At 33.3% G+C, this 12,448-nt stretch carries 15 protein-coding genes; all 15 read right to left on the bottom strand.

Features of this window, described 5'->3' with window-relative positions; all coding sequences use genetic code 11:
* Positions 1-6 precede the first annotated feature (6 nt).
* Entirely contained in the window at positions 7-789 is a 783-nt protein-coding gene (gene lolB1, locus SCB73_RS07075) for a lipoprotein insertase outer membrane protein LolB1 (protein ID WP_320569370.1), read from the bottom strand.
* Positions 790-792: 3 nt separating this feature from the next.
* Positions 793-2,142 carry a tetratricopeptide repeat protein gene (locus SCB73_RS07070; RefSeq protein ID WP_320569369.1) on the bottom strand — a complete coding sequence of 450 codons (1,350 nt, stop codon included), beginning with the start codon at positions 2,140-2,142 and terminating at the stop codon, positions 793-795.
* 50 nt (positions 2,143-2,192) lie between these two features.
* On the bottom strand, positions 2,193-3,209 hold the full coding sequence (locus tag SCB73_RS07065; RefSeq protein ID WP_320569368.1) for a sugar phosphate nucleotidyltransferase: 1,017 nt from the start codon (positions 3,207-3,209) through the stop codon (positions 2,193-2,195).
* A gap of 94 nt (positions 3,210-3,303) precedes the next feature.
* On the bottom strand, positions 3,304-3,738 hold the full coding sequence (dut, locus tag SCB73_RS07060) for a dUTP diphosphatase (RefSeq protein ID WP_320569367.1): 435 nt from the start codon (positions 3,736-3,738) through the stop codon (positions 3,304-3,306).
* A gap of 24 nt (positions 3,739-3,762) precedes the next feature.
* A complete protein-coding gene (locus SCB73_RS07055; protein WP_320569366.1) occupies positions 3,763-5,223 on the bottom strand; it encodes a lipopolysaccharide biosynthesis protein in 1,461 nt (486 codons plus the stop codon).
* A gap of 94 nt (positions 5,224-5,317) precedes the next feature.
* A complete protein-coding gene (locus tag SCB73_RS07050) occupies positions 5,318-5,764 on the bottom strand; it encodes a GNAT family N-acetyltransferase (protein ID WP_320569365.1) in 447 nt (148 codons plus the stop codon).
* Between the two features lie 405 nt (positions 5,765-6,169).
* Entirely contained in the window at positions 6,170-7,030 is an 861-nt protein-coding gene (gene atpG / locus SCB73_RS07045; RefSeq protein WP_320569364.1) for an ATP synthase F1 subunit gamma, read from the bottom strand.
* Between the two features lie 88 nt (positions 7,031-7,118).
* Complete coding sequence (gene atpA, locus SCB73_RS07040; protein WP_320569363.1) at positions 7,119-8,696, bottom strand: F0F1 ATP synthase subunit alpha; 1,578 nt, start codon at positions 8,694-8,696, stop codon at positions 7,119-7,121.
* 37 nt (positions 8,697-8,733) lie between these two features.
* On the bottom strand, positions 8,734-9,267 hold the full coding sequence (atpH, locus tag SCB73_RS07035) for an ATP synthase F1 subunit delta (RefSeq protein ID WP_320569362.1): 534 nt from the start codon (positions 9,265-9,267) through the stop codon (positions 8,734-8,736).
* A gap of 4 nt (positions 9,268-9,271) precedes the next feature.
* Positions 9,272-9,772, bottom strand: coding sequence for a F0F1 ATP synthase subunit B (locus SCB73_RS07030; RefSeq protein ID WP_012023142.1), 501 nt, complete (start codon positions 9,770-9,772; stop codon positions 9,272-9,274).
* An 88-nt stretch (positions 9,773-9,860) separates the two neighbouring features.
* A complete protein-coding gene (atpE, locus tag SCB73_RS07025) occupies positions 9,861-10,061 on the bottom strand; it encodes an ATP synthase F0 subunit C (RefSeq protein WP_026727281.1) in 201 nt (66 codons plus the stop codon).
* A gap of 33 nt (positions 10,062-10,094) precedes the next feature.
* Positions 10,095-11,273, bottom strand: coding sequence for a F0F1 ATP synthase subunit A (atpB, locus tag SCB73_RS07020; RefSeq protein ID WP_320569361.1), 1,179 nt, complete (start codon positions 11,271-11,273; stop codon positions 10,095-10,097).
* A 118-nt stretch (positions 11,274-11,391) separates the two neighbouring features.
* Entirely contained in the window at positions 11,392-11,784 is a 393-nt protein-coding gene (locus SCB73_RS07015) for a hypothetical protein (RefSeq protein WP_320569360.1), read from the bottom strand.
* A 58-nt stretch (positions 11,785-11,842) separates the two neighbouring features.
* Positions 11,843-12,064 carry an AtpZ/AtpI family protein gene (locus tag SCB73_RS07010; RefSeq protein WP_320569359.1) on the bottom strand — a complete coding sequence of 74 codons (222 nt, stop codon included), beginning with the start codon at positions 12,062-12,064 and terminating at the stop codon, positions 11,843-11,845.
* Positions 12,045-12,443, bottom strand: a complete 399-nt coding sequence (locus SCB73_RS07005; RefSeq protein WP_320569358.1) for a bactofilin family protein — start codon at positions 12,441-12,443, stop codon at positions 12,045-12,047. The genes SCB73_RS07010 and SCB73_RS07005 overlap by 20 nt, the downstream gene beginning before the upstream one ends.
* Positions 12,444-12,448: the final 5 nt, after the last annotated feature.

Genomic DNA, 12,448 nt, shown 5'->3' with positions numbered 1-12,448 from the left:
GCAAATTTACTTAATTATAACTTTTTTATACCCACTCGGAACACTATATGGGAAAGAAAGTTCTTCATTAAATGAAATATTATTATAATTTAAACTAATGTTTGTTTTGCCTTTTGGCTGAACTGCATTAATTTCAATATTCGTTGGAAGCGTTCCTTGACTAAATGTTTTATTATCTGAATAAACAATTTCCAAATTTACATTTTCAGCCGATTGTGAAATTTCTTCTTTCTGAATCAAATATTTTTCTGAATCTAAGTAAAATATCTTTTTTACTTTATCCTCTTTTTCATCTTCTAAGCGAAATAGATTTTCTACAATTGTTTGTGTATATTTTCCTTTTCTTAAATCGTCAAGCGCTTCTCCAACCAATAAATTTTGAACTTTGCTGTAATCCAATTCTGTACCCAGCCATTTGCTCAAACTCGTAAAATCACCTTCATAATAGGAACCTTTCACTTTCTCATAATAACTAACAGTAGTTGGTGTGATCAGAGCTTTTGCCATTGTGATTCCAAGAAAACGAACGCTTATTAAAATCTGTTTGTCTTTTTCGATTTTGATGTCAGCAGTAACATTTTGGCTTTGCTTTTCATCTTCATATCTTGCGCTGGCTTTTATGCTCAAAGTCGAAAAATCTAACTTATTGTTATAATGTTTTTCAATTGCTTTTTTATCTTCTTTCGGCGCTTCTTCTGTTTGAACATTATTGTTTTGCACTGCTACGGCTTTTGATTTACATGAAATCACAAAAACCGACAGCAATACAATTGCTATATATTTTTTCATCTTTTACTTCTTTTGTTTTAATAACTCATTCGCTTTCAAAAAGTATTCCTCTTTTTTCTTGGCGTCTCCCAGACCATTGTAAGCCTCTCCTAATTGAATATTAAAATTTGATTCCAACGTTTTATCATCGACCACATAATCAAGCCCCATTTCTAAAACGGTTTTTGCGTTTTTAAATTGTTTTAACTGATTGTTTCCCAGTCCAGCATAATAATAAAATTGTGGCTGACTCGGATAAACTTCAATCATATTCATGGCTCTTTTGGTCATTGGCTCAAATTGTTTTGCCTTTGTGTATGCTTCGAGCAATAGCAAATTGGTTTCACGATCAGTATCTGAATGTGCTTTTAAATCTTTTTCATAATACTTAATCGCATTTTCATATTGACCTTTACTGTGATAAAATTTTCCTATTTCTTTGGCAACGTCAACATTTGGATCATTATCAAAATACGAAATCGCTTTCTCTAAATCTGGAGCGTATTGCGGATTTTTATTGGTATAAATCAAAAATTCATTCAAAGTTCTGTGTTTGATTTTTGAATCAATTTTTGGACTTGCCAAAATAATGTTCATTGATTTAATTGCTTTGTCTGCTTGGTTGGCATCCAAATAGGTTTTGAACAAACTTACCTGCGCCCATTCAGAACTTGGAACTTCTTTTGCCAACTTTGTTGCAACTTCTAAAGCTTTGTCATTGTCATCTGATTTTGAATATAAAATAATCAAATCAAGATAGTTCGATTCTTCCTTTGGATTCTTTTTTATCTGATCAATCAAACTCGAAATCTCTGCATTTTGATATTTTCCTTGTGACAAAATCTGCATTTTGTAACGATCACGATCTTCCGATTTTCCGAATTTATCATTCATCTCGTTAATCGTAGCCAATGCTTTATCAAACTGATTGGTAAGCATGTATAGCGAAATCAAATCATCTTTGTATTCTTCATCAAAAACAATAATTTTCTGAATCGTTTCTATTGCCAACGGATAATTCTTGGTTTCATAACTTACGTCATAAATTCCAAGCCAATACCATTTGTTTTTTGGGTCTAATTGTGTCGCTTTTTCAAAGGCTGTATTTGCGCTTTGATAATCTTTCAAAGAAAAATAATTTTTCCCCAATTCAAAATAAGCAACAGCATCATTAGGTTTTAGCTTTATACATTTTTCTAATGATACGATGGCTTTATCATAATTTTCGATTCCTTTTTGTTTCAAAGATTCATAAAAAGCATCCTGATATTCATCTGGCACCATAGCAATATCTTCTGGTTCTGTTTGTGCCAAAACCGAGTTTGAATTGCCAAGCAAAACAAGAAATAAAATTACAAAAATGCCTTTTTTCATTCTTTTAACAATTTATATTTTAAATCAAAAAGAATCCGCTGAAACTTTTTTTATTCTAAAACGGAGTAATCTCCTATGCTAATGCTGGTGAATTTACCATCATAACTAACGTGATTTCCAATCATCGCATTGTCTAAGTTAGCGTTTTTTATTTGAGAATAGGTTTGTATTAAGCTATTTTTAATAGAACTGTCTGCAACGCGGCAACCTTTTCCTATTGAAACATTTGGTCCTACAGTTGTATTTTTCAAGACAACATTTTCTCCAATGTAACATGGCGGAATAATTGTAGCATTTTCTAATGTTACATTATAATCTACTAAATGCTCTCCGTCGTTATGCAAAAATCCAAGCATTCTGCTGTTCGTTTCGACAGTCACGTCTTTATTTCCACAATCCATCCATTCGTCAACGCTTCCGGTTTTAAAAATTTTTCCGTTTGCCATCATGGCTTTAATTCCGTCATTGATTTGGTATTCGCCACCATTTTGGATATTATTGTCTAAAACGCCTTGAAGTTCTTTTTTCAATTCGCCAACTTCCTTGAAATAATAAATCCCAATAACTGCTAAATCGCTTACAAAATCTTTTGGTTTCTCAACCAATTCTATAATTTCATTATTTGAATTTAATTTTACCACTCCAAAAGCTTCTGGCTGTTCTACTTGTTTTACCCAAATTACAGCATCTGCCGAAGGATCCAATTCAAAATCAGCTCTGATCAAAGTATCCGCGTAAGCGATAACTGCAGGACCTGATAATGATTCTTTCGCACACATAATGGCGTGGCCAGTTCCTAAAGGCAAATCTTGACGATAAATAGACGCTTTTGCTCCAAGACCTTTTGCCAAATCCTCTAAACTTGTTACAACATCTTCGCCAAAGAAAGCTTCATCGCCTAATATAAACGCAACTTCTTCAATTGGTTCCTTTAAAATTTTTGCAATATCCTCCACCAAACGGTGAACGATAGATTTTCCTGCAATCGGAATTAATGGTTTTGGAACTGTTAAAGTATGTGGTCTAAGTCTCGAGCCACGGCCCGCCATTGGAACTATTATTTTCATTTTATATTTATTTTTGCGGGAAGATTAAAAAAAATCTTCTTTGGTTTGGTTCTTATTTTTAAAGTACTGATTACTGAAAACTGCGACTGAAAACTTATTTCACTCCCGTGCTTCCAAAACCTCCAGCGCCTCTTGTTGTTTCAGATAATTCTTCAACTTCAATCCATTCTGCTCTTTCGTGTTTTGCGATAATCAATTGTGCAATTCGTTCGCCATTTTCAATAACGAATTCTTCATTTGATAAATTTACTAAAATCACACCTATTTCACCTCTATAATCAGCATCTACAGTTCCTGGAGAATTTAAAACGGTTACACCTTTTTTTGCTGCCAATCCGCTTCTTGGTCTTACTTGCGCTTCGTAGCCAATAGGCAATTCTATAAAAAGTCCCGTTTTTACAATGGTTCTTTCTAAGGGTTTTAATGTAATTGATTCTGTTAAATTGGCACGCAAATCCATTCCTGCCGAAGCAATTGTTTCGTAGTTTGGCAAGGCGTGCTGTGATTTATTTATAATTTGTATTTTCATTTTTTTACTTTTTTTAACCCCATCTTATTTTCTTTTCATAATTCCTTTAATCGTTTCTTTTTCAAAATGGTAAACCATATACATAAAGATTAAAAGAAGTGGAATTCCAACATAATATTTCTCTCTAAATCCGTAAAATGAAATTATTGAAAATAATATTGAAACGCCTAAATAAGCACCAATCTTGTTCATATCATACGGAATTGGGTAATATTTATTTCCAAGGATATACGAAATAAGCATCATACTTCCGTAAGCAGAAATAGTTGCAATTGCCGAACCATAATAACTATATTTTGGAATCAAAAGATAATTTAAGACCAAAGTTACAATGGCACCAACAATCGAAATATAAGCTCCAATTTTTGTTTTGTCTGTCAATTTATACCAAACGGACAAGTTGTTGTAAATTCCTAAAAAGAAGTTTGCCAAAATGATCAACGGCACCACTTTCATCGCTTCCCAATACGATTTGTCATTTAGTAGCAAAAACTTCAAAACATCAGCAAATACAATAACTCCAAGCAAAATCAAAGATCCTAAAATCACAAAGTATTTTGTGATTACTGCATAGGTTTGTGGTGCATTTTCATTTTTTGCATGACTAAAAAAGAAAGGTTCGATTCCCAATCTGAAAGCCGTTGCAAAAAGAACCATAAATAATCCTAATTTGTAACAAGCTGAATAAGCACCAACTTCAGATTTTGCTAAATTTTCAGGAAGTAAATATCCTAGTAAGATTTTATCAAAATGCTCATTTACGGCAAATGCCAAACCGGCAACCAAAATAGGAAGTCCGTATTTCATCATTCTTCTCCAAAGTTCTGGATCGAATTTGCGTCCAAGCGAAAGATAATTTGGCGAAAGCACAATAAATGTGGCTAAACTTGCCAAAAGATTTGCAATGAAAATATAAGCGATTTGGAAATTCTCAACATATAAATTATCCCAAACAGAGTTTGGATTTGAAGCGGCCAATTTTGGTAAATACATCAAGAAGAAAATGTTCAACAATAAGTTTATTATTACGTTCCCAATCTTAATTGCAGCATAAACCATTGGTCGTTGATTGGCTCTCAATTTCGAAAAAGGCACTAAAACCAAGGCATCCAAAACTAAAATCCAAACTGAATAGGTTACATATTGAACATCTACTTCGGCCCAAGCTGCTAAAGTATTTCTAAAAATCAAGGCTACAAACAAAAAACCTATAGACGACCAAAATATTGAAATTGTAGAAGTTGCAATTACATTTTTCTTGTCCTCTTCGGCACTATAGAATCTAAAAAAAGCAGTTTCCATTCCGTACGAAAGGACAACATTAAAGAAAACCATCCAAGACAAGACAATCGAAACTTCACCATATTCTGCAGTTGGCAAAATACCGGTATATAATCTGACCAATAAAAAACTCAGCATTCGAGGTAAAACCGTTGCTAGTCCGTAAATCGCAGTTTGTTTGAATAGATTTTTATATAATCCCAAAATAATTTAATAATAAAGTTCGTAAAACAAAAATAACCAATTCTTTGGTTTAATAATGATTTTGCAGGTTCAATAAAACAAGTTGTGTCTGTTTTTATTGCGTCAATTTGGTTTCATCCAAAACTTTTACAAAGTGAAATCCTTTTGGGCCATATCCTTGATTGTAGTAAAAGCGGTGCGCGCCAAAATTTCCAGTAAAGGCATCCAAAACAATACTACTACAGCCTAAATCTTTTGCCTTTTTGTCAACATAATCCGTCAGCAATTTTCCTATTCCTTTAGATCTGTATTCTGGATTTACAACAAAATTGTCTATCTCAAGATATTTTCCTGTCCAAAGTTTTGTGGCTGACCAACAACCCGTCATGCCCAAACAAGAATCATTGTCAAAAACTCCGATTTGAATATAATTGTGGGGTACCATTTCCAAAAGAAAGGATTGATATTTTTCGACTGAAAGTTTCGGATACAGAAATCGCATGGTGTCAATTTGCTCCAGCATTTCTTCAATCGTAGTAAGTTCTCGTATTTGAAATTCCATTATACTAAAAATAAACTTCAAAAATACTCAATTTTTCTACGTTTATTCTATAATTCTAAAACAACTAAAGATGTGAAATGTATAAAAACCCAAAAAAATTATATAATTTTTACAATTGCTTCTGTATTAACTTTGTAACACAGGGAATGAGAAAAGCTAAAATACAACCCTTTAAAAAAACAAAGCATTGGGACGGATAAAGCTAGTTTGTTCCCATAAAAGACAAAGCAAAACAGAGGTGATAAATCTGTGCAATAATTTTATAAAATGGTAATGATTCTCAATTTTTGGGTAAATTGAGAATCACCATTTTATAAACGATGTGAAATGAATCACAAACCACTTCCATAAAATGCAAAAAAAAAGCCAGCAAATTGCCGGCTTTTTCTATTCTTGAATATCTTATTATCCATTCAAAGCTTCAGCTCCACCAACAATCTCTAAGATTTCGTTAGTAATTGCAGCTTGACGTGCTTTGTTGTAAGTCAATTTCAATTGGTTTCTTAATGCAGTTGCGTTATCAGTTGCTTTATGCATCGCTGTCATACGCGCTCCGTGCTCTGAAGCAAATGAATCACGAATACCTTTGTACAATTGCGTTTTTAATGATTTTGGAATCAAAGTCAATACAATTTCTTCTTTTGAAGGTTCGAAAATATAATCTCCTGTTGAAGTCGTTGCATCAGATTTAATTGGAGCTAACGGTAAAAATTGCTCAGTTTGAACAATTTGCGTAGCCGCATTTTTAAACTGATTGTAGATCAATTCGATTCTGTCATATTCTCCAGATAAGAATTTTTGAGTCAAATTATCAGCAATTCCAGCAACATTTTCAAAAGTCAAACTATCAAAAATTGCATTATGATGTCTGTGAACTTTAAATGTTTTAGACAAAACATCGTTTCCTTTTTTCCCAATAGGAAAAACATCAACTTGTTTTCCTGCATAAAATTCAGAACGGTTTTTAACCTCTTTAATAATATTAGAATTGAATGCACCACATAAACCTCTATTTGAAGTAATTGCTACAAGCAATACTTTTTTCACTTCACGTTGAGTTGTATAGTCTCCTCCAACTTCACCATCAAGTGTAGCAGAAAGGTTTTGCAATAATTCCGTTAATTTCTCGGCATAAGGGCGCATTGCAGTGATTGCATCTTGTGCTTTCTTAAGCTTTGCTGCAGAAACCATTTTCATAGCCGATGTAATCTGCATCGTCGATGAAACGGAAGTAATTCTATTACGGATTTCCTTTAAATTTGCCATTTGTTTTTGTAAGTATTAAGACTTAAGTATCAAGTATTAAGTATCAGAAAAAATCTTAATACTTAATACCTTATACTTAATACTTTTTTTAGTTATATTTTGCTGAAACTTCTTTTGCTGCTTTTTCGATAACATCTGTAATGTTGTCATCAAATTTACCAGCTTTCAAAGCGTTAAGCGTATCTTTATGTTTACTGTTCATGTAAGCTAAGAAATCAGCTTCGAATTCTTTTACTTTATTTACAGGAACGTTTTTCAATAAGTTTTTAGATCCAGCGTAAATAATAGCAACTTGGTTTTCAACAGGATAAGGATCATTTAAACCTTGTTTCAAGATTTCAACGTTTCTTTTTCCTTTTTCGATTACGTTTAATGTAACAGAATCCAAGTCTGAACCAAATTTAGCGAAAGCTTCTAATTCACGGAATTGAGCTTGATCTAATTTTAAAGTTCCAGAAACTTTTTTCATTGATTTAATTTGAGCATTACCTCCAACACGAGATACAGAGATACCCACGTTGATTGCAGGACGAACCCCAGAGTTGAACAAATCTCCATCAAGGAAAATCTGACCATCTGTAATAGAGATTACGTTTGTTGGGATATATGCAGAAACGTCACCAGCTTGAGTTTCGATAATTGGCAATGCAGTTAATGAACCACCACCTTTTACGATAGATTTGATAGAATCTGGTAAATCGTTCATGTTTTTAGCGATACCGTCATCAGCGATTACTTTACAAGCACGCTCTAATAAACGAGAGTGTAAGTAGAAAACGTCTCCAGGGTAAGCCTCACGTCCCGGTGGTCTTCTTAATAAAAGAGAAACCTCACGGTAAGCAACAGCTTGTTTAGATAAATCATCATAAACGATAAGAGCTGGACGACCAGAATCTCTGAAGTACTCTCCAATTGCAGCACCAGCGAATGGAGCGTAAACTTGCATTGGAGCTGGATCAGAAGCATTAGCAGCAACGATAACTGTATAAGCCATTGCTCCTTTTTCTTCTAACATTTTTGCGATTCCTGCTACAGTTGAAGCTTTTTGTCCAATTGCAACATATATACAGAATACAGGTTTTCCTGCATCATAAAATTCTTTTTGGTTCAAGATTGTATCGATACAAACAGTTGATTTACCTGTTTGACGGTCACCGATAACAAGCTCACGCTGTCCACGTCCAACTGGGATCATAGCATCAACTGCTTTTACTCCTGTTTGTAATGGCTCAGTTACTGGCTGACGGAAGATAACTCCAGGTGCTTTTCTTTCTAAAGGCATTTCGTATAAGTCTCCACCGATTGGTCCTTTTCCATCAATTGGAAAACCAAGAGTGTTAACTACACGTCCTACCATTTGCTCACCTACTTTAAGAGAAGCAATACGTTGAGTTCTTTTTGCAGTAGATCCTTCTTTAATTCCTGTTGATGGTCCTAATAATACAACCCCAACATTATCCTCCTCAAGATTCAATACGATACCTTCCATACCGTTATCAAATTCCACTAACTCACCATATTGAACGTTAGATAGCCCGTAAACACGAGCAATACCATCTCCAACTTGAAGTACTGATCCTACTTCCTCTAGCGTAGCACCAGATTCAAAACCTTCTACTTGCTTTCTTAATATTGCTGAAATTTCAGCAGGTTTGATTTCCGCCATCTTAATTTATAATTTAGACACTTTTTGTGTTATAAAACTAATTACTTAACTCTCTTTTTAATACTTGTAATCTGTAAGCAACTGAAGCGTTGTACTGATCATCTCCTATTCTCAAAATAAATCCACCAATGATTGAAGGATCTACTATATTTTCAATTGTAATTTTTTTATCTGATAAAGTTGCCACTTTTGCTAAAACTTTAGCTTCTAAAGCAGCATCCATTGGAATAGCTGTTGTAACTTTTGCTACTTGAACACCATTACTTGCATCAAATAATTTATTGTATTCTACTGCAATTGCATCTAGAATTTCAAATCTTTTATTTTCAAATAATAAATGAAACAAACCTTTAGTCACTCCATTTACATTTGCAAAAACTTCTAAAAGAGCACTTTCTTTAACTTCAACTTTTGTAGTTGGATTTAAAATAAACGTACTCAATTCTGTATTTGTCTCAATTGCATTTGCAATTGATTTCATATCGTTATTTACAGCTTCGGCAACACCTTTAGAGTTTGCTAAGTCCAGAATTGCTTTTGCATAACGAATTGCTGCTCTTGTACCTGCCATAATCTTAGTTTAACTTTACGTCACCTAACATTTTCTCCACTAATTTAGTTTGAGATTCTTTGTTAGATAATTCCTCTTTCAATAATTTTTCAGCGATGCTTAATGATAAAGTTGAAACTTGAGATTTCAATTCAGCCATTGCAGCATTTTTTTCACTTTCGATAGCCGCTTTAGCTTGCTCGATCATTTTTTGACCCGCTTCTTGTGCTTCGTTTTTAGAATCAGCAATCATTTTCTCTTTCATTTCGCGAGCTTCTTTCAACATCGCGTCACGTTCTGCACGAGCTTCATTCAAAATTCTTTGATTGTCAGCTTGCAGGTTTTCCATTTCTCTTTTTGCGTTTTCAGCAGAAAGCAATGCATTTTTAATACCTTCTTCTCTTGCAGTAATAGATTCCATAATTGGTTTCCAAGCAAATTTCACTAAAAGCAAAATCAATATTACCAAGATTAAAGCCTGCCAGAAGAATAAACCGAATGAAAAATCGTTAATTAACTTATCCATTTTATAACTATATTAAATATTTAATTTCTTTTTTAAAGTAACAACACCTTTAACCAACCGTTAAAGATGTTGTTAGTTTTTTTCTTTATTAGTTTTTTCCTAAGATCAAAGCAGCAAATGCTAAACCTTCTAATAAAGCCGCGATAATAATCATCGCAGTTTGAATTTTACCTGCAGCTTCTGGCTGACGAGCAATAGCGTCCATAGCAGATCCACCGATTTTACCTAAACCTAAACCTGCACCGATTACTACTAAACCAGCACCTACTAAAGTTGGAATTGTTCCCATAACTATTTATATATATAAAATTAAACTTCTAAATTAGATAATTGCTGTTTCATCTTCATGGTGGTGCGCATGATCATGATCCTGAACAGCCATACCGATAAACAATGATGATAACATTGTGAAGATAAACGCTTGCAAAAATGCTACTAAAATTTCAATAACAGAGATGAACAATGTCAATCCTAAAGAAATTGGTAAATCTGCTGCTAAATTTTTTCCAACGAAAATCATTGCAATTAAACTCATAATTACTACGTGACCTGCAGTAATGTTTGCGTACAAACGAATTAATAACGCGAATGGTTTTGTTAATGTTCCTAAGATCTCAATTGGAGCTAAGATGATTTTCATTGGAACTGGCACTCCTGGCATCCAGAAGATGTGACCCCAATAATCTTTGTTTGCACTAAATTGAGTTATGATAAATGTAAAGGCTGCTAAACAAACTGTGATAGCAATGTTTCCTGTTACGTTGATTCCTAGCGGAGTCATTCCTAATAAGTTCAAGATCCAAATAAAGAAAAATACAGTTAATAGGTAACCCATATATTTACGGTATTTTTTCTCTCCAATATTTGGAACTGCGATTTCATCTCTGATGAAAATTACAAGTGGTTCTAAAACTCTACCAAATCCAGTTGGGATTGGTCCTTTTTTATATGATTTTGCTAATCCAGTAAACATTAAGAATAATAATACTGATACGAAAAGCATTGAAACAACATTTTTAGTAATTGAAAAATCTAATGGTTTTTCATTTTCTGGATGACCGTGCTCATTAAAAGTAATTGTTCCGGCTGCATCTGTTTTGTAAATTTTACCGTGAACTAATTTGTAGAAGCTTCCGTCAACTTCTGCAACTGTTTCACCAAAGTGGAATTTTGAAGAAGAGAAAACTTTTAAACCTCCGTCAATTAATATAACTGGTAATGGAAAACCATAGTGTTTGTTTTCTTTCTCGTCTTGGAAGAAAACAAAATCGTGAGAATCTTGTAAGTGGTGATCAATAAAAGCATCCACTTTTGCTTTTGGGTCAAGAGCAACTGCATGCTCTCCTTCCGCTGGAGCTTCGTGTGAAATTACTTTCTCTTCGTGAGCCGTTTCTGTTTGTACATGCGTTGAATCATTCTCTGGGTTTGCAAAACCCATAATTGGTAGAGAAGCTACAAAAGCTGCTAGAATAAAGCTGAGTGGTTTGTTTGAAATCACCATATCGTGGAAAATCTTATTTTTTTACGTTTCTAAAATTTGGTGCAAAGGTACATTTTTTATTAATATTCAAAAGGATATGAAAAATTATTTTTGAACCTTGTTTTACATATTCGCGATTTTAACGCTTTTCATTTAATAATCGGACAGTTAAAAGCGTCTGAAATAACAAAAACAAAATAAATGTTATAAAAAAACTGACTTTTTCAACATTGACCGTTTCTGTTTTGTTTTCTAAAATTGGCTGCAATATTAAATATCCCAACAACATTTGTGTAAAAGTTCCGAATAAGAAAACCATTCCGATGATTTCAAAATTCTTCTTTTTTACCTTTAATAATATAAGGTATAACAAAGCTGCTAATCCGAAAAAAATTAAATACAGCAATGCTATGCTATAATGAAATTTTTGAAAATCAATTTCCAGCAAATAGAAAGCTGCTATATGCACTAAACAGGCAACGACAGCAAAACAAAATAAATGAAAAATAGGTGTGTAATTTTTTAATGACATTTCAAGTAATTTTTTGCAAAGATGCAACTTTTATCTAAAGCTGCTATAAATGAAAAATTTACTTTAATTTGTTGATGTCATTAACTTGGCGGATAACATTATATAAAGCAAAGGCAACGCCTGCCATTACAAAAATAGTATTATAATAAACTTTTGGGCTCGGATGATTTTCATCAAGCCAGGTTCCGAAATAAGAAAACAAAAAGATAATGACTCCCATTTGAAAAGGAATATTGATCAATGCAAGCCATTTTCTTCTATTATTCGGTTCCTTTTCCATCTTCTAACATTATTACAGATTCAGCATTTGTGAGCATTGCGCAGGTTGCTGTAAATTCAGCCCCGGGCTCTATTGACAATTTGCCAACCATAATTTCGCCATGAATATGCGCCGTCGATTTTATATTCAAAATTTCCAGAACTTTTAATTTTCCATGAAATCTTCCTTCAATATCGGCATTTTGGCAAATAATTTCGCCCTTAACAATTCCTGATGCGCCTATAACGAGTTTTCCTTGCGAAGTAAAATTTCCAATCAATTCGCCGTCGAGTCTAAAATCAGCTTTTGAAACAATATCTCCAACTATAGAAGTTCCTTCCACAATTCTGTTGGTTTTTCCTAAATTCTCTGTGGTGCTTTTTTTGACTTTTTCAAACATGGCTT

Origin of the sequence: Flavobacterium sp. KACC 22761 (assembly GCF_034058155.1) — a bacterium.
Lineage (GTDB): Bacteria > Bacteroidota > Bacteroidia > Flavobacteriales > Flavobacteriaceae > Flavobacterium.
The sequence above is the reverse complement of the archived record's forward strand: the minus strand, read 5'-3'. Positions and strand labels throughout refer to the sequence as shown.